Below are 19876 nucleotides of genomic sequence, written 5' to 3' on the forward strand. Positions count from 1 at the left end.
GACCCATGACATTCGCTCGTTACTACCACGCCGGTTGCGCCGTCTGCGTCGAAACGGAACAGACCCTGCTGGACTTGCTGGACCCGCAACTGAAAGTGGAAATCGTCCACCTCGGCCAGGCGCCGGGTCGGATCGCCGAAGCCGAGGCGGCCGGCGTGCAGTCGGTGCCGGCCCTGGTGGCCGATGGCAAGGTCCTGCACCTGAACTTCGGTGCGTCCCTGGCCGATCTCAAGTAACCGGCCCGCCCATTCGCCAGCGCCTCGACACAGCGCTGGCGCCCCTCCTTTGCCGATGGATGAAACGCCATGAACGTAAAAGTCTTCGATACCCATGTACGCACCACCGCGGGTCATTACCTGCACTTCGACGTATTGACCCAGACCGACGACGCCGACCTCGCGCGCCAGTACGCCTTCGCCTGGCTGGGCAGCCTGGGCATCCAGCAAGGCGATATCTCGCAGAACGAATGCCGCTTCTGCCACAGCCGGATCGGCGATCCGCTGGTCATGCAGGACATCGCCCGCCAGGGTTATTTCATCCTGCCCCTGCAGGGCTTCGAGACCACGTCGAGGTGACCGATGAACGCCTATCGCCCCCTGCACTGCGACCTGCACGACTACCTGGAAATCGCCTGTATGCATGGCTATCGGCTGTGGGTGGAACGGACCGACGGCCGCGGCTTCGAGGCCGTCGCCAAGACCACCCGCACCCGCGCCGGCGGCGAGGAATTCCTCTGCCTGGAAAGCGCCGAAGGTTCGCTGGAAATACGCCTGGACCAGTTGCAGGCCATTACCCCGCAGGACGCCAACCGCAGCTTCGGACGCATCCTGTTGAACGCGCCGGCTTGCCCGACCTGACATGCCGGGTACTGGGCTAGGGGCAAAAAAAAGCGCCGACATCACGGTCGGCGCCCTTGTCCAGCGTCAGGTCGGTCAGGCCTTGCGGGTGCGCGGCAGGAAGATCGCCAGCAGGCCGAACAGCGGCAGGAACGAGCACAGGAAGTACACGTACTCGATGCCGTGGATATCGGCCAGATGGCCCAGCAGCGCCGCGCCGATGCCACCGAAACCGAACATCAGGCCGAAGAAGATCCCGGCGATCATGCCGACATTGCCCGGCACCAGTTCCTGGGCGTAGACCACGATGGCCGAGAACGCCGACGCCAGGATGAAGCCGATCACCACGCTGAGCACGCTGGTCCAGAACAGGTCGACGTGGGGCAGCAGCAGGGTGAACGGCGCCACGCCGAGGATCGAGAACCAGATCACCGCCTTGCGCCCGATCTTGTCGCCGATCGGCCCGCCGAAGAAGGTCCCGGCCGCCACCGCGCCGAGGAAGAGGAACAGGTGCAACTGCGAGCTGGCCACCGACAGGTCGAACTTCTCGATCAGGTAGAAGGTGAAGTAGCTGGTGAGGCTGGCCATGTAGAAATACTTGGAGAACACCAGCAGCCCCAGCACCACCAGGGCGCTGAGCACCCGCCCCCGGGACAGCCCGTGGGTCGCCGCCTGCCCCTGCTTGAGCTTGAACAGCTTGAGGTGGCTGGCGTACCAGCGGCTGATGGCGTAGAGCAGCACCAGGGCGAAGACCGCGAACAGGCCCATCCACGCCACGTTGCCCTGGCCAAAGGGAACGATGATGGCCGCCGCCAACAGTGGACCGAAAGCGGTGCCGGCATTGCCGCCGACCTGGAAGCTCGATTGCGCCAGGCCGTAACGCCCGCCGGAGGCCAGCCGTGCCACGCGCGAGGCTTCCGGGTGGAAGGTCGAGGAACCGACGCCGATCAGCCCCGCCGCCAGCAGGATCAGGGCGAAGCTGCCGACCTGGGACATCATCAGGATGCCGACCAGGGTACAGATCATGCCCAGCGGCAGCAGGTACGGCTTGGGATGACGATCGGTGTAATAGCCGACCCACGGCTGCAACAGCGAGGCGGTGAGCTGGAAGGTCAGGGTGATCAGGCCAACCTGGGTGAAGCTCAAGCCATAGTTGCTCTTGAGCATCGGATAGATCGCCGGCAGCACCGCCTGGATCAGGTCGTTGATCAAATGCGCCAGCGCCACCGCGCCGATGATGCGCAGTACCAGGGGGCTGCTTTGGGGAGGCGCGGGGGTCGCCACGGAGGCGTTCTGGACGTTGCTGATAGCCATGAAAAATTTCCGTACAGCAGGTGGGTGCGCAGTTGCAGGGCGACCAATGTGCCACTTTTTCCTGCGCCGAGGCTATCCCCTTAGCTTGCTAACGACCTCGCCAGGCCGACTATCGAACGCTTTCGCTTGCGCCTCCCGGGGCAGGCGCCGCCTTCACTCGGCGATCACCGCCTCGGGAAAGTCCGCTTCCAGCTCGGTCTTCAACCATTGGATAAACCACTGCACATCCGCCGACAACTCCGCCGACGGGGTCAGCACGCGATAGCTTTCCAGCTTCACCTGAGCGTCCAGCACCCGCACCAGCCGGCCCGCCTTGAGTTCCTCGCGCACCAGCACCTCGTTGGCCAGGGCGATGCCCTGGCCGCTTTCGGCCACCGACAGCGCATGGTCGTTGTTCACGTAGATCAGGTCGGAGCGCAGGTGGATATCCAGGCCATTGGCAGCGAACCACAGGTTCCACCATTCACCGTCGTCAAAGTGGATCAGCTCGTGCCGCACCAGGTCGGCCGGGGTGGCGATCGGGCCGATGTCGCGCAGGTGAGCCGGGGTGCAGATCGGAAACACCCGCGGGCAGATCAGCGTCGCGCGCGAGCCGGCGTATTGCCCGTCGAGGCCATAGGCGATGCCCAGGTCGGCGCTCCTGGCGTCCACTTCGGTGAAGGTCGAATTGGGCTCGATGGCGAATTTCAGGCCAGGGCGCACATGGCGCAAGGCCTCCAGCCGCGGGGTCAGCCAGCGCTTGGCGAACCCCGGCACCACCATGATCCGCAACCAGCGCTCGGCGGCCTTGGGCTGTACTTCCTGGCCGGCCTCGACGATCAGTTGCAGCGCCGCGGCGATCTTGCGGTGGTACTTCTCCCCGGCCGGGGTGAGGGTGACGCCGCGCGAAGTGCGCTCGAACAACGGCGTGCCCAGCCATTCCTCCAGCAGCTTGACGTGGCGGCCGATGGCCGGCTGGGTCACGTGCAAGGCTTTCGAGGCTTCGACATAGCTGCCCAGGCGGGCGGCGGCATCAAAGGCACGTACCGCGTTGAGCGGCGGCAAGCGGTGCTCGGCCATGGTCTGGGGACGCCCTTGCTATTAAATTATTTAACAGCTGCTATGTTAAAATTGAAGTTTCGCCCTCGCAACCCCTCACTGATAATCGCCCCCAGCAGAACAATAAAGAGCCCGCGATACCGGCTCGCCGCACACCCGAATACATCTCGATCCTGCCCAGAAAAATAATATCCATGGCCTGGTCATGCCGCGTTTGCCAACGCGGTGCCACAGGCGATGGGGGAATCGGAGGTTACGCATGAATGCCCTGCATTCGCTGCAAACGCTGGCTGTGTCCATTCGCGCCGTGCGCAAAGTCTACGGCGACCCGCACAGCGGACCGGTGGCGCTGAAAAGCATCGATCTGGATATCCGCGACAACGAATTCTTCACCCTCCTGGGCCCGTCCGGCTGCGGCAAGACCACCTTGCTGCGGATGATCGCCGGCTTCGAATTCCCGACCCAGGGCGAGATCCTGCTCTACGGCGAAAACATCGCCGACCGTCCGCCCTTCCAGCGCCCGGTCAATACGGTGTTCCAGCACTACGCCTTGTTCCCGCACATGAGCATCGCCGAGAACCTGGCCTTCGGCCTGGAATCCCGGCCGATGGGCCAGGTGCTGGGCAAGGCGCAGATCGCCGAACGGGTGCGCGAGATGCTCGCCCTGGTGCAGATGGAACGCTTCGCCACGCGCAAGCCGAGCCAACTGTCCGGCGGCCAGCAACAGCGGGTAGCCCTGGCCCGGGCCCTGGCGCCGCATCCCAAGGTGCTGCTGCTCGACGAACCGCTCTCGGCCCTGGACCTCAAGCTGCGCCAGGCCATGCGCGAGGAGCTGAAAAGCATCCAGGCGCGCACCGGCATCACCTTCATCTTCGTCACCCACGACCAGGAAGAAGCCCTGACCATGTCCGACCGCATCGCCGTGCTGTCGGAGGGCGAGGTGCAGCAGGTCGGCCGCCCGGAAGACATCTACGAACGCCCGCGCAACCGCTTCGTCGCCGACTTCATCGGCGAAACCAACTTCATCGACGCCAGCGTGACCCGTGTCGAGGCCGGCCTCGCCTGGTTCGCCGGGCCCACCGGGCACCCGCTGCCGGCGCAACCGTGCAGCGAGTTGCAGGTGGGCGCGAGCGTGGCCTTGTCGGTCCGCCCGGAACGCCTGCACCTGGTGCCGCAAGGCAGCGAAGGCGCCCTGCCCTGCCGGATCGAGGCGCAGGTCTACCTGGGCACCGACCTGCAATACCAGGTCAGCCTCGGCGACGGCTCGCGCCTCACGGTGCGCACGCCCAACAGCGTCGAGCAGAGCCAGCGCTTCCCGCTGGGCAGCCAGGCCGGCCTGCTGTTCGACCGCGGCAGCGCCAGCGTCCTGCTGGATTGAGCACGAGGGTTCGTCATGCACACATCATCGCTCTCCTCCACCCTGGAACGGCGCAAGGCCCTGCACAACTTCCTCGGCGTCAGCCCGGCGCTGCTGGCCATCGCGCTGTTCCTGGTGGTGCCGATCCTGATCGTCATCGGCTATTCGCTGATGCAGGCCAACCCCTACGGCGGGGTCGACCGCATTTTCAGCAGCGACGCCTACACCGCCCTGTTGTTCGAGCGCCAGCTGGACGACAGCCTGGTCTTCACCGACTCCTACCTGATCATCGCCCTGCGCTCGATCGGCATCGCCGGCCTGACCACGCTCATCACCCTGCTGATCGGTTTCCCGGTGGCGGTGTGGCTGGCCATGCAGCCGCCGCAGCGGCGCGGCCTGCTGATCTTCCTGATCACCGTGCCGTTCTGGGCCAACCTGCTGATCCGCACCTACGCCTGGATCCTGCTGCTGCGCAGCAGCGGCGTGATCAACAATGGCCTGCTGGACCTGGGGCTGATCCACGAGCCGCTGCAAATGCTCTATACCGATGGCGCGGTGCTGCTGGGGCTGGTCTATACCTACGCGCCCTTCGTGGTCCTGCCGATCTACGCAACCCTGGAAAAAATGGACACCCGCCTGCTGGAGGCCGCCCAGGACCTGTACGCCGGGCGCATCCGCACCTTGCGCAAGGTGGTGCTGCCCATCGCCCGGCCGGGCATCCTGGCCGGCGCCATCCTCACTTTCGTGCCCTGCCTGGGCGCGATGATCGCCCCCGAGCTGCTGGGCGGCGGCACCCGGATGATGCTCGGCAACCTGATTTTCCGGCAGTTCAGCGATGCGCGTAACTGGCCATTCGGCGCCGCCCTGTCGCTGGTGCTGATGGCGGCGGTGATGCTGGTGCTGATCCTTTATGCGCTGCGCGCCCAGCGCCAGCGCACTGCCCAGGGAGGTGTGTGATGCGACGCCTGTTCAAGCGAAACGGCCTCGGCGTACAGGACTTTCCCGGCTTCGGCGGCTTCAGTTTCCTGTTCTACCTGTACCTCTACGCGCCGATCCTGGTGCTGGTGGTGTTCTCGTTCAACGCCAACCAGTCGGCCACGGTCTGGAGCGGTTTCAGCCTCGACTGGTACCGCGCGGCGTTCGCCAACCAGGCGCTGCGTTCGGCGGCCGGCAACAGCCTGCTGATCGCCGTGTGCGCCAGCATGATCGCCACCGCCATCGCCACCCTGGCGGCGCTGGGCACTTCCCGCGGCGCCAGGTTCAAGGGCCTGCAACTGTCCATGGGGGCGATCATGCTGCCGCTGGTGCTACCGGAAATCGTGGTCGGCGTGGCCACCCTGGCGCTGTTCTCCACCCTGGGCCTGTCCCTGGGCTACGGCAACCTGATCATCGCCCACACGGTGTTCTGCATCCCGTTCGCCTACCTGCCGATCCGCGCACGACTCAACGACATGGACCTGTCCCTGGAACAGGCCGCCGCCGACCTCTACTGCGGCCCGTGGCGCACCTTGCGCAAGGTCACCCTGCCGCTGCTGATGCCGGGCATCGTCTCCGGGCTGATGCTGGCCTTCATCGTCTCGCTGGATAACTTCGTGATCTCGATGATGGTCTCCCAGGCCGGCACCACCACCTTGCCGATCTTCATCTTCGGCCTGTTGCGCATGGGCGTGACACCCGACGTCAACGCCGTCTCGACCCTGATCCTGGGCGTCTCGGTGCTGTTCGTCAGCCTCTCTTACCTGCTGGGCAAGAAACACGCTTGAACCTTCCACTGACCTTGGGGAAATGACATGAGCAAGTTGATCGCAAGCCTCGGCACCTCGTTGCTGCTGAGCCTGCCACTGGGCGTGCACGCCGCCGAGAAACTCAACGTGGTGAGCTGGAGCGGCTACTTCTCGCCGCAAATCCTCGCCAAGTTCCAGAAGCAGACCGGCATCGAGGTCACAGTGGATTCCTACGATTCCAACGAGACCCTGCTGGCCAAGCTGAAACAGGGCGGCACCGGCTACGACGTGGCGATTCCGTCGCACCAGTTCATCCCGATCCTGATCAAGGAACAATTGCTGGAGCGTTTCGACCCGGTCAACGAACCCTATTACGCCGGCCTCGCCGACAACCTGAAAAAGCCCACCTGGGACCCCGAAGGCGCCTACTCCGTGCCCTTCATCTGGGGCACCACCAGCGTGGTGCTCGACACCCAGCGCTACCAGGGCCCGGCCGACAGCTACAAGGTGCTCTACGAGCCGCCGGCCGAACTGCAGGGCCGGATCAACATGTTCGACTCGGTCAGCGACGTGATCGACATGGCCAGCCTGTACCTGGACATCCCGCTGTGCAGCGAAGACCCCAAGCAGATGCAACAGGTGCTGGCGCTGCTCAAGGCGCAGAAACCTTTCGTCAAGACCTACAGCTCCAAGGCCGGCTCGATCCGCGAGAACCTGGCCTCGGGCGAGATCGACATGTCGATGTTCTGGGGCGGCTCGTCGATGCGTGCCCGGGAGATGAAACCCAGCCTGAAATACCTCTACCCCAAGGAGGGCGTGCTGGCCTGGGTCGACAATATGGTCATCCCCAAGGGCAGCCGCAACCCGGCGAACGCCAGGGCCTTCATCGCCTTCCTCAGCCAGCCTGAAAACGCTGCGATGACCCAGAATTTCCTCAAGCACCAGAGCCCGGTCAAGGGTGTGGAGCCCTTCCTCGACGCCGGCCTCAAGGACGCGCCCGAACTGCACATTCCCGAAGGCACCAAGGTGGTGTTCAGCCAGACCTGCGGCGAAGGCGCGATCCGCCTCGCCGACCGCCTGTGGACCAACCTGATGCGTTGACCCCTGCCGCCCCGCCCGCGCGGCGGGGCGTTTCTCCAGCCGTTTGAAAGGCCGCCCTGCCATGACTTCCAACCCCCTCAGCGAACTGGTCCTGCTGCAGGCCCATGAACTCGCCGAACGCATTCGCCTGCGCCACGTCTCCTGCCGCGAGGTGATGCAGGCCTACCTGGCCCATATCGAGCACTTCAACCCCCGGGTCAACGCGCTGATCAGCCTGCAACCGGCCGAACAACTGCTGGCCCAGGCCGACGCGCGCGACGCCGAACTGGCCCGCGGGCACTACCGCGGCTGGATGCACGGCCTGCCCCATGCGATCAAGGACCTGTCCCTGACCCAGGGCATCCGCACCACCCTCGGCTCGCCGCTGTACAAGGACTTCGTGCCCGCCCGCGACGGCATCATGGTCGAGCGGATCAAGGCCGCCGGGGCCATCCTCATCGGCAAGACCAACACCCCGGAGTTCGGCCTCGGCTCGCAAAGCTACAACCCGCTGTTCGGTGCCACCGCCTGCGCCTTCGACGCCGCCAAGACCGCCGGCGGCAGCAGCGGTGGCGCCGCCGCGGCGCTGGCCATGCACCTGGTGCCGGTGGCCGACGGCAGCGACATGATGGGCTCGCTGCGCAACCCGGCGGCGTTCAACAACGTCATCGGCTTGCGCCCGTCCCAGGGCCGCGTGCCCTTCGACGACAGCAGCGACCTGTTCTTCGACCAGCTGGGCTACGAAGGCCCCATGGGCCGCAGCGTGCGCGACACCGCGCTGCTGCTGTCGGTACAGGCCGGTGCCGATGCCCGGGCGCCGCTGTCGATCGCCGAGTCCGGCGCCGCCTTCGCTGCCCCGCTGGAGCGCGACTTCAAGGGCACCCGGCTGGGCTGGCTGGGGAATTTCAACGGCTACCTGCCGATGGAGCCGGGCCTGCTCGCCCTGTGCGAGAAAACCTTCGCCGACTTCGAAAGCCTGGGCTGCCATGTCGAAGCGGTACAACCCGATTTCGCCATGCCGCAACTGTGGGACTGCTGGCGCACCCTGCGCCACTGGATGGTCGCCGGCGCCCTGGGCGCGGCCTACGCCGACCCGCAAAAACGCGCGCTGTTGAAACCGGAGGCCTGCTGGGAGGTGGAAAACGGCCTGAAGCTGTCGGCCGCCGAGGTGTTCGCCGCCTCGGCGCTGCGCAGCGACTGGTACCGGGCCATTTCCCGGCTGTTCGAGAGGTTCGACTACCTGCTGCTGCCCAGTGCCCAGGTCTTTCCTTTCGACAAGACCCTGGCCTGGCCCGGCGCCATCGACGGCGTGGCGATGGACACTTATCACCGCTGGATGGAAGTGGTGATCCCCGGCACCCTGTCCGGCTGCCCGGTGGCCAGCGTCCAGGCCGGCTTCAATAAAGACGGGCTGCCCATGGGGCTGCAGATCATCGGCAAACACCAGGCCGACTTCGCCGTCCTGCAACTGGCCCACGCCTACGAACAGGCCAGCCGCTGGTTCCAGCGTTGCCCATCGCCGCTGCTACAGGAGTGAATTGGATAAACGGTTGATAGCGTAGGTAATTTTTTTATAAAAAGCGCTTGACGCCTTACCGTTCTACGCGAATAATGCGCGCCACTTGGCTACATAGCTCAGTTGGTTAGAGCATAGCATTCATAATGCTGGGGTCCGGGGTTCAAGTCCCTGTGTAGCCACCAAGTACTGAAAACGGCTTACCGCAAGGTAAGCCGTTTTTTTATGCCCGGGAAAAAGCCTCGCCGCAGGCCGTTTCGGCCGAGAGGATTTCCCGCACCGCCAGCAGCACGCCCAAAAGAATCGCCGCGAACCCCAGCGCCTCGACCGGCGTCGGCCAGCGTCCATGGAATGCCAGTCCCAGCAGCGTGGCGAACAGCGATTCCAGCGAAACCAGTTGCCCGGAAAGCACCATGGGCAAGCGCCGCGTCGCCTGGTTCCAGGCCCACGCTCCGGCCACCGAGGAAAACAGTGCAATGGCCAGCGCCCACGCGTACAACCACCCCGCGTGCTCAAGGCCAAAGCCCAGGGCCGGCAACCTGAATACCCCCAGCATCAGCCCGATGGGCACCAGGCACAGCGTGCCCAACGCCCCGCCGCTCATCATCAACCCGGTCCAGGCACCGACCGACGCGGCGGGAATCACATGCAGCGCTTTCTGGTTGAGCAGGCTGAACAGCAGCCACAGCAGGACGGCGATGATCGAGGCGGCCAGACCGATCATCAGGCCGCGCGGCGATGCCATGGCCTGAGTCGCCGCGCTGAGATGAATCAACCCCAGCCCTGTCCCGAGCAATACCAACGGCACTGCCAAACGCTTCCAGGCCAGCGTCTGGTAGTGGGCGTTGCCCAGCAGCGCCAGCAGGATCGGCACCATGGCGATCAACGAAGGGGTCAGCAGCGGCCCGCCGAATACCACACCGATGGCGATACTGGTGCTGTAGCCCAGGTAGCCAGCGATGCCGAGCCCCAGGGAAACCAGCTTCCAGCCGGGCCGGATAAACCTGAGCCCTGCCCGGTGGGTCACGAGCAGCACCGCGCCTATCGCCCCCGCCAGCAGAAACCTCAGCGCCATCAGGTCATGAATGCTGTAGGCCCCCGTGACATAGGGTGCGATAAAGTTCAGCGACCAGCTCAAGGTGGCGAAAATGGCTAGGGCCACGCCGGCGGCCAGGGAGGTTCGGGAAGTCATCGGTAGCTCCACTGTCAAGCGAACCTCATAGTGGTTGGCCCCGCCGCTGTGCTACAAACGAGTTCTCGGTCCTGAATGCATAACCGAAAATTATGAATCCGCTCGGCAAGGCCCTTCCTCCACTGTCCAGCCTGCTGCCCTTCGAAGCGGCTGCCCGCCTGGGCAGCTTTTCCCGGGCGGCGGACGAATTGCACCTCACCCAGGCGGCCATCAGCCGGCAGATCCGCGGCCTGGAAGAAAACCTGGGAGTGAAGCTGTTCTGCCGCCGGAACCGGGCGGTCTTCCTGACGCCGGAAGGCTACGAGCTGTCCAACGTCGTCAGCGCCGCACTGCAAAACATTCGCAGCAGCGCCGAGGGGCTGCGGGGGGCCTCCCGCAAGCACCAGGTCGTCCTCCTGTGCCAGCTGTGCGAAGCCTTCTACTGGCTGATGCCGCGCCTCTCGCTGTTTCACCAGCGCCACGCACAGATCGAGATCCAAGTGGTGACCACCACCCGGCCCCTGACCGAATTCGATGGATCGTTCGACGTCGCCCTGCAAAGCACCGGCAAGGCCAGCGGCCCGCATGCCCTGGCGTTTACCGCCTCGGACGAAGTGTTTCCGGTGTGCAGCCCGGGCTATCTGCGCGGTGCGGCCATGCCGCTGACTCTGTCGGACCTGCAGCGGCATACGCTGCTGCACCATCGCACGACCCCACCCAACCTGATGGAGTGGGACAGCTGGCTGCGCAGGCTCGGACATACCCTGGCCGACGGCACCCGCAGCATGGTGTTCGACAACTACCCGATGATGTTGCAAGCCGCCGTCGAAGGGCACGGCATCGCCATGGGCTGGAGCCGGACCGCCGACCGCCTGATCGAAAGCGCAGCGTTGATCAGGCCCTGCCTGGAAAGCGTACCGCTGCCCAATGCCTTGTCGATCTACGTCCACGAGCGCGACCCGCAACGGAGCGAGACCCAGGCCCTGGTCCAGTGGCTACGGGACGAATTGCAGGGCGATGAGCCTGGCGCCTCCATCTAAGCCTTTCCCAGAACGGCAATCGCCCTGCCTCTTGCCCCGTTCACTGCTGTACATTCCTCCCCACGGACGACACATCATTTACCCAGTGAACGGAGTTCAACGCGTGTTCTCGACCCTCAATCCGCGTCACCGCCGGCTTACCAGTTGCTCGCTGATAGCCGTCGCCCTCACCCTCGCCGCTTGCAACGCCTCCGCCCCTTCCCACACAGCCCTGCCCCCGCCGCCCGAAGTCGCGTCGGGCTACCGCACCGACCTGCGCGTGCAGCACGCCGACCGGCACATGGCCGCGGCCGCCAACCCGCTGGCCGCCGAAGCCGGGCGCGAGATGTTGCGCCAGGGTGGTTCGGCCATCGACGCGGCGATTGCCATGCAAGCGGTGCTGACCCTGGTGGAACCACAGTCGTCGGGCATCGGCGGCGGCGCCTTGATCGTGCTCTGGGACGGCAAGGCGGTGCGCACTTACGACGGTCGCGAAACCGCGCCGGCCGGGGCCACCGAGAAGCTGTTCCTGCAGGCCGACGGCAAACCCATGCCCTTCCCCCAGGCGCAGATCGGCGGGCGCTCGGTGGGTACGCCGGGGGTGTTGCGCGCCCTGGAACTGGCGCATGAAAAACACGGACGCCTGCCTTGGGCGCAGTTGTTCGAGCCGGCGATCAAGCTGGCCGAACAGGGCTTCCCGATTTCGCCGCGCCTGCACGGCCTGCTCGTCGCCGACCCGTACCTGGCGCAATCGCCGGACATGGCCGCCTACTTCCTGAATGCCGACGGCACGCCGAAAGCCGTCGGCACCCTGCTGAAAAACCCGCAGCTGGCCGCCGTGCTCAAGCGCATCGCCGCGGAAGGTCCGGACGCCCTGTACAAGGGCCCGGTGGCACGGGAAATCGTGGCCAAGGTGCAAGGCCACGCCAACCCGGGCAGCCTGTCGCTCAACGACCTGCAAGGCTACCGCGCCAAGGAGCGCGAGCCACTGTGCACCGACTACAAGCGCTGGCAGGTCTGCGGCATGCCGCCGCCGTCGTCGGGCGGCATCGCCCTGGCGCAGATCCTCGGCACCTTGCAGGCGCTGGAAGCCCGCGACCCGCGCTATGCGCTGCCGCCCTTGAAGCCGACCAAGACCCACCTGCCCGCCGGCCTGGAACCGGCGCCTGAAGCCGTGCACCTGATCGCCGAAGCCGAGCGCCTGGCCTATGCCGACCGCGCGCTGTACGTGGCGGATTCGGACTTCGCCCCGGTGCCGATCGCCGGCCTGGTCGCCCCGCAGTACCTGGCCCAGCGCGCGGCCCTGATCGGCGCGCGCAGCATGGGCAAGGCCGAACCCGGCAAGCCCCAGGGCGTGCAGGTGGCCTACGCCCCGGACCGCTCGCCGCTGCGCATCTCCACCTCGCAAGTGGTGGCGGTGGACGACCTCGGTGGCGCGGTGTCGATGACCACCACCGTGGAAGCGGCCTTCGGCTCGCACCTGATGGTCCAGGGCTTCCTGCTCAACAACCAGATGACCGACTTTTCCTTCATTCCCGAAGAGAACGGCCAGCCGGTGGCCAACCGCGTGCAGCCGGGCAAGCGCCCGCGCTCGTCCATGGCGCCGACGCTGATCTTCGACCGCGCCAGCGGCGAGCTGCTGGCCACCGTTGGCTCGCCGGGCGGTTCGCAGATCATCGAGTACGTGGCCAAGTCGGTGATCGGCATGCTCGACTGGAACCTCGATCCGCAAGCGGCGATCAGCCTGCCCAACTTCGGCAGCCGCAACGGCCCCACCGAGCTGGAGCAAGGGCAATTCACCCCGGCGCTGAAAGCGGCGCTGAAGGCCAAGGGGCACGAAGTGAGCGATATCGACATGACCAGCGGCACCCAGGCGATCGTCCGGGTCCGCGACGCCCAGGGCAAAACCTCCTGGGCCGGAGGCGCCGACCCACGGCGTGAAGGGGCGGCGCTGGGGGATTGATAACCAACAGATAAACCCCGGCCCCTGACGCCTGGCTCCTGGCTCCTGGCTCCTGACTCCTGACGCCTGACGCCTGTAGCCGCTGCCGAGCCCCAGCGAGGCTGCGATCGACTGCGAAGCAGGCGCATGTTCTTGAGACCGCAGGAGGACCTGCGGTCCTATCGCAGCCTCGCCGGGGCTCGGCAGCGGCTACAGGGGCCGGTGTACCTTCGACGAATGCGTGGGGTGCTCGTCAGCGTCACAGAATGTCGCAGCAATGCCGTTGCGACGCTCTCCCCTCCCCGCTATCCTTCGCCCGTCGCTGCAACAGCAGCGAACGGGCTTGGCGGCCCGAATCACGAAAGGCACAACAGCGCCAAAACACGAATGCAGGCGCTTTTTTTGCGCCCGCATTTTTGTGTCATGGCGGATTGCGCAGGGACCCCTTAGGGGGTGCCGGTTCCTTTCGTGCCGGTCCGCCAACCTTGTGCAATTCGCCACCCTAATCTGCTTGGCGGCAGACGGTGGTGATCCCCTCAAACGAAAGGATTCGTCACCATGGAACACACCCTCAATCCGTCCCCCTCATCCCTGCACACCCTCGGCGAAATAACCTTTGCCCATTGTGGCGAAGGCCAACGCCCGCTCCTGCGGGTCAACGCCGACGTGCCCCTGGGCGATGCCCTGGAACATGCCTCGCTGCTGCTACATCTGGCAAAACAGTTGACCCTGGACGCGGCCATGGAGCCGCAGGCGGACCGCTATGCTTGGGCGACACATTACCTGGGTGAGATGGGTAAAGCGGTGATGGATGACGTGCACACCGCGATGACGGCAGGCGCCTGACGATAGTGCCTCGACGGACAGTCTGCATGGCTGTCCGTCCATCGTCTTCCTCTCTCTCCCCCTTGTTTAAGTCCCATGACGGGACTAAGGTTTCGAGCCATGAGGATTATCGCCGTCAGTCATTTGAAGACGTTCTGGAAGCAGTATCCGGATGCCGAGCAACCGCTTCTGGCCTGGATCGATGAAGCGCGCAGTGCCCACTGGTCCAGCCCGGCACAGATCAAGGAGCAGTTTCGCAGCGCCAGCATTCTCAAGAGCCGTCGAGTGGTGTTCAACATCAAAGGCAATGACTACCGGCTGGTGGTGGCCGTGGCTTACCGCTACAGCGCCCTCTACATCAAGTTCGTTGGCACTCACCCGCAGTACGATGCCATCGACGCCGACAGCGTTGAAATGGAGTAACGAGCATGCAGATTCGCCCCATTCACACCGACCAGGATTACCGTGCGGCCCTCAAGCAGGTGTCCGTGCTATTCGATAACGAGCCGGAACCCGGCACCCCGGAAGGCGATTACTTCGACGTGATGATCACCCTGATCGAAGCCTATGAAGCCCGGCAGTTCCCCGTCGACCTGCCCAACCCGATCGAGGCCATCAAGTTCCGCATGGAGCAATCGGGCCTGTCGGCCGCCGACCTGGCCCCGGCCATTGGCCGCACCAACCGGGTCTACGAAGTGCTCAACGGCAAGCGCGCCCTGACCCTGCCGATGATCTGGAAGCTGCACCAATTGTTCGGCATCCCCGCCCAGAGCCTGATCAAGCCGGGGAAGTCGGTCTGAGTGACACTCGGCTACGGACCCGCAACACTGTCGATACCCATGTCGAATGTTGCCCTCGCCACCGAGGGCACATGTCCCATCTCCGCCATTAGCGTCACTCCGCCATGAATTGCGCCTCCATCCGAGGTCCGAGCCTCAAGCCGCAAAGGCGAAACAACCTTGAGCTTGCCCTTAGGTAAACCTCTAAAGTGCCCTCTCGCCCCTCACCACAAAAAAGGATGTTTGCATGCTCACCATCGGACAAATGGCCCGCTGTCATGGCCTCACCACCAAGACCTTGCGCCACTACGACAGCATCGGCCTGTTCACCCCGGCGTTGACCGGGCAGGACAACGGTTATCGCTATTACCAGCCGGAGCAGATCGGCATCCTGGGGCGCATTGTCTGGTTGCGGCAGTTGGGCATGGGGCTGGAGGAGATTCGTGGGCTGGCGGACAACGGCGCGCTGCACGATGTATTGAGCCTGCGCCAGGCGTTGCAGGCCCATGCCGACGAGCTGCAAGCGCAGCTCGCCCGTGGCCAGAACCTGCTCGGCCAGCTGCAGCGTTACCTGGCGCAGCCCGAGCGCAGTGTGCCGGAGCCGCAGACGCCAGTGCGGGTGAAGCTGCCGGCGCAGCGCATCATCGGCATGGCCTGGCAACAGGATGACGAAGGCACGATTGCCGAGTTGTGGCAGCGTTTCGAGCCACGGGAGCAGGAGATCCAGCGCCTGGCCGAGCCGGTCGGCACCTATGGCATTTGCCAGCCCCTGGGCGACGGCCAGTGGCGTTACGTCGCCGGGCTGCCGGTCAGCGCCGAGGCACCCTTGGTGGAAGGCATGGTGGCGCTGGAGATTCCCGCCCGTCAGTACGCCCGGGTCGAGCATCGGGGCACGGTACAGACCCTGCCGGAAACCTTCCGCGCGGCCTACAGCGAATGGCTGCCGGCCGCCGGGATGCAGCCCGACGAAGGGGTGGAATTCGAATACACCGGCGAGCGTTTTTTCGGACCGATGCACCCGGACAGCGTGGTCGAGCTCTATATCCCGCTGAAAGGCTGAGCCCGCGATCAGACGAACCGTCGCCGTCTGACAGGCCACTGTCAGCAAAAGGACTCACGATACCGCTATGCTCTGTAGCGAACCCACGGCAACGGAGCGAAGGGGCGATGAGTTTCCAGGCGCCAGTGTTGAAGCAGATACCGGGTATCCGCCATGAGTTTTCGCGGATCGGGGCACCGCCACCCGCCAACCTGTTCTTCTGCTCCCAGGTCCATACCGGCGAGGTGGTCGAGGCCAGCACCACCCTGCCGAGCGGCATCATTCGCGGCGACGCGGTGTTCACCCGCACCGGCCGGCCGATCGCGGTGATCACCGCCGACTGCCTGCCGCTGCTGATCAGCAGCGAAGACGCGTCCTGGATCGCCGCAGTGCATGGCGGCTGGAAGGGCCTGCACGGCGGCATCATCGATAACGTGCTGCAACACTTCGCCGCCAAGGGCATCGCCGCGCATCAGTTGCGCGTAGCGTTCGGCCCTTCGATCAAGCCGTGCTGCTATGAAGTCAGCCCGGATTTCGTCGAGACCCTGGCCGCCACCCAGGGTCACCTGTGGCCCCGGGACCAGGCCCCCTGGAGCCAGCAACGCCCGGCGCCGCAACGGCCGCCGGAAATTGCCCCGCCGGCACCTACCCGGCCGGACTCGCTGTGGTTCGACCTGGGCCGCTACGCTCTGCATCTGCTGCACGCGGCGGGTATCGCCGACGAACAGATCGAACACTGCGACCACTGCACCTATTGCTCGAGTTCGAGCCTGGCCAGCTATCGCCGGCGTGGTCGACTGGGCGAAGAGAAGTCTTTTCAGTATTCATGGATAGGGCGAGCCTGAGACCGGTTTGTCACAACCGATCTCTGTCGCCATGCCGGGGCAACCTTGCCCCTTTCACAGACCCACCAAAGGAACGACCGTGTCTGACAATCTCTATGCCCCGCCTCAAGCCGAACTTGTCGCCTCCAGCCATGCGCAGCGACCTTTCTACGTGGTCTCCCGGCCCAAGTTCCTGACCCTGTTCGTGCTGACCTTCGGCATCTACCAGCTGTACTGGGCCTACAAGAACTGGCAGCAGTTCAAACAGGCCAGCGGCCAGGAAATATGGCCCATCGCCCGAGCGTTGCTGGCGATTTTCTTCACCCATGCGCTGTATCGCGAGGCCGACGCGAAGATCAAGGCCAGCGGCCGCACCTTCGACTGGCGGCCGGGCGAGCTGGCGACCCTGTTCGTGGTCATGGTGATTGTCAGCAACGTGATCGATGGCCTGGTCAGGAAGAACATCGGCTATCCGCTGCTCGACCTGCTCAGCCTGGCGCTGCTGCCGGTGCATGCCTGGATCACCTTCCTGGGCCAACGCGGCCTCAACGAAGCCGCCGGTGACCCGCTCGGGCAAAGCAATGCGCGGTTCACCCCGGTCAACTATGTATTCATCGTCCTCGGCGTGCTGCTCTGGGCCCTGGCGCTGTTCGGCCTGACCCTGCCGCCGGAATGACCCGGCGACGCCTACCGAGCGCGCCTTGACTCAACGGCTGATTTTCAAGGCCCGGCGCGCCGCATGCCGTTCCAGCGCCAGTTCGATCAGGCGGCTGACCAGTTCGCTGTAGCTCATGCCCGCGGCCTGCCACAGCTTGGGGTACATGCTGATGCGGGTGAAGCCGGGCAGCGAATTGATCTCGTTGATCAGCACTTCGCCGCCCTGGGTCAGGAACACATCGACCCGCGCCAGCCCCGAGCAGCCCAGCACCTGGAACGCCTCGACGGCCAGGGCGCGAATGCGCTCGCTGACTTCCTCGCTGAGGTCCGCCGGCACCACCACCTGGGCCGCCTGGTCGTCGATGTATTTGCTGTCGTAGGAATAGAAGCCGCTACCGACCACGATTTCCCCGCAACCACTGGCAATCGGCTGGTCGTTGCCCAGCACCGCGCATTCGATCTCACGGCCGCTGACCGCCGACTCCACCAGCACCTTCTCGTCGAAGCCCAGCGCCTGCTCGAGGGCCGCGCGATATTCGGCCTCGCTGGTGACCTTGCTGACCCCCACCGACGACCCCTGGTTCGCCGGCTTGACGAACATCGGCAGGCCCAGCTTGCCCTGCGCCTGGGCAAAATCGGTGCGCGCCGCGGTGGCCCGGTTCAGGGTGATGAAAGGCGTCACCGCCAGGCCGGCGTCGCGCAGCAGGCGCTTGCTGACGTCCTTGTCCATGCACACCGCCGACCCCAGCACATCGGAGCCCACGAACGGCAGGTCGGCCATGCGCAACAGGCCTTGCAGGCAACCGTCCTCGCCGAGGGTGCCGTGGACGATGGGGAAAATCACATCGACATGCCCCAGCAGCTCCTGGCTGGAGGTTTCCACCAACTGCTGGCTGGCTTTGCCCGGCACCACCGCCAGTTCGCGGTTGGACTGGTTGAGGGCGATCAGCGCCGGGTTTTCCTGGTTGATCAGGAAGTTCGAGGTGTCGTTGAGGTGCCAGTGGCCGTGCTTGTCGATGCCGATCAGCACCGGCTCGAAGCGCTCGCGATCCAGCGCATCGACGATATTGCGTGCCGACTGCAGCGACACTTCGTGTTCGGCCGAACGGCCGCCAAAAATAATCCCGACCCGCAACTTGCTCATGGTTTGTTCTCGTTGGAAAAAGGGTTCGCCGGCTCTCTCTGACCGCTCGAGCCGGCGGATGTCACAGATGAATCAGCGCAGCGCCGGGCTTCAGCGGCTGGCCACCAGGTGGGCGCCGAACAGCACATAACAACTGCCGGCAAAGCGGTCCAGCCATTTGCGCGAACGGCTGTAGACCACCGCCATCCGGCTGCTGGCGAAGAACAGCGCGACGCAGCAGTACCAGGTGAACGACAGCGACGCCATGGTCAGCACGGCCAGGGCCAGCAGCGAGGGCGCTGGCGCGGCCGGCATCGAGGTGGCGAAGATGGTGGCGACGAACAGCGCCGACTTGGGGTTGGTCATGTTGCCGAGAAAGCCCAGGCGATAGGCCGAGAGCAGGCTGCGGCCCGACTCGCCGGGCAAGCCGTTGCCAGCACCGCCCGGCGCCGCCTGGCGCTTGAACAGCTTCAGGCCGAGGTAGATCAGGTAACAGCCGCCAGCGATCTTGAACCCCAGGTACAGGGTCGGGGCCGCGCTGAACAGCGACTTGATCCCCAGGCCGCCGGCCAGCCCCCACAGCACCGTGCCGGTGGCCACGCCCAGCGCGGCCGTCACGCCATGGCGACGCGAACAGCTGGCCGCCATTTGCGCGGTGGTGAAGAAGTTCGGCCCCGGCGTGACCACCGCCACGGTCCAGAGCAACGCCAGCGACAAGAGCGGGCCGGCATACGGCAAATGTTCAAGGGCCATGGCACAGACCGCCTTTTGTCGAGTGAGGGGAAGCCGACGCTACTCCACCTCGGGCTCATGGATCAACAGGTCGCCCGGCTGGCAGTCGAGGTATTGGCAGATCGCGTCCAGGGTCGCGAGCCGCAGGCCCTTGACCTTGCCCTGCTTGAGCAGCGACAGGTTGGCCTCGGTGATACCGATCGCCGCAGCGAGGTCCTTGGACTTGACCTTGCGCCGGGCCAGCATCACATTCAGCTGAATGACAATTGACATAGTGATCTCACACGAAAGCGCGGTTTTCCGCATCCACTTCACTGGCCTGCCAGAGGATACGCGCGATGATCGAAATGCACGCGGCGAGGAAGAGCGCAACGACGGTCGGTGCGGTGATGCTGAGCGTGATCAGGCGCTCGCCCACCGGCGCGTTCAAGGTCACCCAGAGGCTGAGCAGCGGTTCGCAGAGAAAATCCAGCAACACCCACAACGCCACGCCTCGCCCGACCTTGCCCAGATGCACCGCCGCCGCGGCGCAAAAGTACTCGCCATGGGCATAGCGCTGGAACAACCGACGCAAATGGCTCAAGCCGAAAGCCAGCGCCAGCAGGGGCACGCTCGACAACAGGATGCCGCCCAGGGTCTGCCACCAGGGCAACGTGGCACCGGCGGCCAGATGGCTCGCCTGACCATTGCTCAGGCCAAAACCGAAGCCGTAGCCATTTTCCGCGCTCAGTTGTGGAAACAGCCACAGCGCTGCGTTGAGCAACAGCATGGCAACGATCAGCAACAGGGTGGCAGCCGACATGCGCTGACTGAACCGGGCAAGACCTTGGGACGTCATGGGAAGCTCCAGAAGAATGAATGCGGGAGAAACCATAGAGAATTAATTATCGTAAAACAATA

General features: G+C 65.0%; 23 protein-coding genes and 1 tRNA gene. 17 read left to right on the forward strand and 7 right to left on the reverse strand.

The features are described from left to right. The first annotated feature begins 5 nt into the window (after positions 1-5). From TO66_RS26300 to TO66_RS26310, 3 genes are all read left to right on the forward strand, one after another. Positions 6-236 carry a thioredoxin gene (locus TO66_RS26300; RefSeq protein ID WP_044465019.1) on the forward strand — a complete coding sequence of 77 codons (231 nt, stop codon included), beginning with the start codon at positions 6-8 and terminating at the stop codon, positions 234-236. Between the two features lie 69 nt (positions 237-305). Beyond that, positions 306-575 carry a DUF2024 family protein gene (locus TO66_RS26305; RefSeq protein WP_044465020.1) on the forward strand — a complete coding sequence of 90 codons (270 nt, stop codon included), beginning with the start codon at positions 306-308 and terminating at the stop codon, positions 573-575. A 3-nt stretch (positions 576-578) separates the two neighbouring features. Continuing rightward, the gene (locus tag TO66_RS26310; protein WP_044465021.1) at positions 579-857 is read left to right on the forward strand and encodes a Rho-binding antiterminator; all 279 of its coding nucleotides are present in this window, start codon (positions 579-581) and stop codon (positions 855-857) included. A gap of 75 nt (positions 858-932) precedes the next feature. Here TO66_RS26310 and TO66_RS26315 read toward each other — a convergent pair whose 3' ends face one another. Continuing rightward, positions 933-2150 (reverse strand): MFS transporter, encoded by a 1218-nt coding sequence (locus tag TO66_RS26315; protein WP_044465022.1) that lies wholly within the window; start codon positions 2148-2150, stop codon positions 933-935. 153 nt (positions 2151-2303) lie between these two features. After that, a complete protein-coding gene (locus TO66_RS26320; protein ID WP_044465023.1) occupies positions 2304-3209 on the reverse strand; it encodes a LysR substrate-binding domain-containing protein in 906 nt (301 codons plus the stop codon). 238 nt (positions 3210-3447) lie between these two features. Between TO66_RS26320 and TO66_RS26325 the strand changes: the two genes are divergently transcribed. The 6 genes from TO66_RS26325 to TO66_RS26350 all read left to right on the forward strand — a co-directional run bounded on the left by TO66_RS26325 (position 3448) and on the right by TO66_RS26350 (position 9050). Next, positions 3448-4566: an ABC transporter ATP-binding protein gene (locus tag TO66_RS26325; protein ID WP_044465024.1), complete on the forward strand. Its 1119-nt coding sequence runs from the start codon at positions 3448-3450 to the stop codon at positions 4564-4566. Positions 4567-4581: 15 nt separating this feature from the next. Then, positions 4582-5502: an ABC transporter permease gene (locus tag TO66_RS26330; RefSeq protein ID WP_044465025.1), complete on the forward strand. Its 921-nt coding sequence runs from the start codon at positions 4582-4584 to the stop codon at positions 5500-5502. Next, positions 5499-6308, forward strand: a complete 810-nt coding sequence (locus tag TO66_RS26335) for an ABC transporter permease (protein WP_171820030.1) — start codon at positions 5499-5501, stop codon at positions 6306-6308. Before TO66_RS26330 ends, TO66_RS26335 begins: the two co-directional genes overlap by 4 nt. A 27-nt stretch (positions 6309-6335) precedes the next feature. Next, complete coding sequence (locus TO66_RS26340) at positions 6336-7370, forward strand: extracellular solute-binding protein (RefSeq protein WP_044465027.1); 1035 nt, start codon at positions 6336-6338, stop codon at positions 7368-7370. Positions 7371-7431: 61 nt separating this feature from the next. Continuing rightward, a complete protein-coding gene (locus TO66_RS26345; protein WP_044465028.1) occupies positions 7432-8886 on the forward strand; it encodes an amidase in 1455 nt (484 codons plus the stop codon). 87 nt (positions 8887-8973) lie between these two features. After that, a tRNA-Met gene (locus tag TO66_RS26350) sits at positions 8974-9050 on the forward strand. 38 nt (positions 9051-9088) lie between these two features. On the opposite strand, the gene TO66_RS26355 is transcribed toward TO66_RS26350, so the two are convergent. Continuing rightward, the gene (locus TO66_RS26355) at positions 9089-10057 is read right to left on the reverse strand and encodes a DMT family transporter (protein ID WP_044465029.1); all 969 of its coding nucleotides are present in this window, start codon (positions 10055-10057) and stop codon (positions 9089-9091) included. Between the two features lie 92 nt (positions 10058-10149). Here TO66_RS26355 and TO66_RS26360 point away from each other — a divergent pair, with 92 nt between their 5' ends. From TO66_RS26360 to TO66_RS26395, 8 genes are all read left to right on the forward strand, one after another. Beyond that, complete coding sequence (locus TO66_RS26360; RefSeq protein WP_044465030.1) at positions 10150-11076, forward strand: LysR substrate-binding domain-containing protein; 927 nt, start codon at positions 10150-10152, stop codon at positions 11074-11076. A 103-nt stretch (positions 11077-11179) separates the two neighbouring features. Beyond that, entirely contained in the window at positions 11180-13018 is a 1839-nt protein-coding gene (ggt, locus tag TO66_RS26365; protein WP_044465031.1) for a gamma-glutamyltransferase, read from the forward strand. Positions 13019-13555: 537 nt separating this feature from the next. After that, entirely contained in the window at positions 13556-13843 is a 288-nt protein-coding gene (locus tag TO66_RS26370; protein WP_044465032.1) for a DUF3077 domain-containing protein, read from the forward strand. A 99-nt stretch (positions 13844-13942) separates the two neighbouring features. Further along, the gene (locus TO66_RS26375) at positions 13943-14245 is read left to right on the forward strand and encodes a type II toxin-antitoxin system HigB family toxin (protein ID WP_044465033.1); all 303 of its coding nucleotides are present in this window, start codon (positions 13943-13945) and stop codon (positions 14243-14245) included. Between the two features lie 5 nt (positions 14246-14250). After that, entirely contained in the window at positions 14251-14622 is a 372-nt protein-coding gene (locus tag TO66_RS26380) for a type II toxin-antitoxin system HigA family antitoxin (protein WP_044465034.1), read from the forward strand. A gap of 226 nt (positions 14623-14848) precedes the next feature. Beyond that, complete coding sequence (locus tag TO66_RS26385) at positions 14849-15661, forward strand: MerR family transcriptional regulator (protein WP_044465035.1); 813 nt, start codon at positions 14849-14851, stop codon at positions 15659-15661. Positions 15662-15768: 107 nt separating this feature from the next. Beyond that, entirely contained in the window at positions 15769-16485 is a 717-nt protein-coding gene (locus tag TO66_RS26390; protein WP_044465036.1) for a polyphenol oxidase family protein, read from the forward strand. A gap of 79 nt (positions 16486-16564) precedes the next feature. Further along, positions 16565-17140: a DUF4234 domain-containing protein gene (locus tag TO66_RS26395; protein ID WP_044465037.1), complete on the forward strand. Its 576-nt coding sequence runs from the start codon at positions 16565-16567 to the stop codon at positions 17138-17140. A gap of 30 nt (positions 17141-17170) precedes the next feature. On the opposite strand, the gene ddlA is transcribed toward TO66_RS26395, so the two are convergent. The 4 genes from ddlA to TO66_RS26415 form a co-directional block, all read right to left on the reverse strand. Next, complete coding sequence (ddlA, locus tag TO66_RS26400; RefSeq protein WP_044465038.1) at positions 17171-18265, reverse strand: D-alanine--D-alanine ligase; 1095 nt, start codon at positions 18263-18265, stop codon at positions 17171-17173. A 90-nt stretch (positions 18266-18355) separates the two neighbouring features. Next, positions 18356-18997, reverse strand: a complete 642-nt coding sequence (locus TO66_RS26405; protein WP_044465039.1) for a LysE family translocator — start codon at positions 18995-18997, stop codon at positions 18356-18358. 39 nt (positions 18998-19036) lie between these two features. Further along, entirely contained in the window at positions 19037-19249 is a 213-nt protein-coding gene (locus tag TO66_RS26410; protein WP_044465040.1) for a helix-turn-helix transcriptional regulator, read from the reverse strand. Between the two features lie 7 nt (positions 19250-19256). Continuing rightward, a complete protein-coding gene (locus TO66_RS26415; protein ID WP_044465041.1) occupies positions 19257-19814 on the reverse strand; it encodes a DUF2975 domain-containing protein in 558 nt (185 codons plus the stop codon). Positions 19815-19876 lie beyond the last annotated feature (62 nt).

The organism is Pseudomonas sp. MRSN 12121, from assembly GCF_000931465.1.
Taxonomy (GTDB): Bacteria; Pseudomonadota; Gammaproteobacteria; order Pseudomonadales; family Pseudomonadaceae; genus Aquipseudomonas.

Coding starts and splice junctions, on each gene's coding strand:
- ddlA (WP_044465038.1), bottom strand. CDS start 18,265: ATGAGCAAGTTGCGGGTCGGGATTATTTTTGGCGGCCGTTCGGCCGAA.
- TO66_RS26390 (WP_044465036.1), top strand. CDS start 15,769: ATGAGTTTCCAGGCGCCAGTGTTGAAGCAGATACCGGGTATCCGCCAT.
- TO66_RS26375 (WP_044465033.1), top strand. CDS start 13,943: ATGAGGATTATCGCCGTCAGTCATTTGAAGACGTTCTGGAAGCAGTAT.
- TO66_RS26415 (WP_044465041.1), bottom strand. CDS start 19,814: ATGACGTCCCAAGGTCTTGCCCGGTTCAGTCAGCGCATGTCGGCTGCC.
- TO66_RS26320 (WP_044465023.1), bottom strand. CDS start 3,209: ATGGCCGAGCACCGCTTGCCGCCGCTCAACGCGGTACGTGCCTTTGAT.
- TO66_RS26380 (WP_044465034.1), top strand. CDS start 14,251: ATGCAGATTCGCCCCATTCACACCGACCAGGATTACCGTGCGGCCCTC.
- TO66_RS26385 (WP_044465035.1), top strand. CDS start 14,849: ATGCTCACCATCGGACAAATGGCCCGCTGTCATGGCCTCACCACCAAG.
- TO66_RS26410 (WP_044465040.1), bottom strand. CDS start 19,249: ATGTCAATTGTCATTCAGCTGAATGTGATGCTGGCCCGGCGCAAGGTC.
- TO66_RS26340 (WP_044465027.1), top strand. CDS start 6,336: ATGAGCAAGTTGATCGCAAGCCTCGGCACCTCGTTGCTGCTGAGCCTG.
- TO66_RS26360 (WP_044465030.1), top strand. CDS start 10,150: ATGAATCCGCTCGGCAAGGCCCTTCCTCCACTGTCCAGCCTGCTGCCC.
- TO66_RS26330 (WP_044465025.1), top strand. CDS start 4,582: ATGCACACATCATCGCTCTCCTCCACCCTGGAACGGCGCAAGGCCCTG.
- TO66_RS26300 (WP_044465019.1), top strand. CDS start 6: ATGACATTCGCTCGTTACTACCACGCCGGTTGCGCCGTCTGCGTCGAA.
- TO66_RS26310 (WP_044465021.1), top strand. CDS start 579: ATGAACGCCTATCGCCCCCTGCACTGCGACCTGCACGACTACCTGGAA.
- TO66_RS26370 (WP_044465032.1), top strand. CDS start 13,556: ATGGAACACACCCTCAATCCGTCCCCCTCATCCCTGCACACCCTCGGC.
- TO66_RS26405 (WP_044465039.1), bottom strand. CDS start 18,997: ATGGCCCTTGAACATTTGCCGTATGCCGGCCCGCTCTTGTCGCTGGCG.
- TO66_RS26345 (WP_044465028.1), top strand. CDS start 7,432: ATGACTTCCAACCCCCTCAGCGAACTGGTCCTGCTGCAGGCCCATGAA.
- TO66_RS26355 (WP_044465029.1), bottom strand. CDS start 10,057: ATGACTTCCCGAACCTCCCTGGCCGCCGGCGTGGCCCTAGCCATTTTC.
- TO66_RS26325 (WP_044465024.1), top strand. CDS start 3,448: ATGAATGCCCTGCATTCGCTGCAAACGCTGGCTGTGTCCATTCGCGCC.
- TO66_RS26315 (WP_044465022.1), bottom strand. CDS start 2,150: ATGGCTATCAGCAACGTCCAGAACGCCTCCGTGGCGACCCCCGCGCCT.
- TO66_RS26305 (WP_044465020.1), top strand. CDS start 306: ATGAACGTAAAAGTCTTCGATACCCATGTACGCACCACCGCGGGTCAT.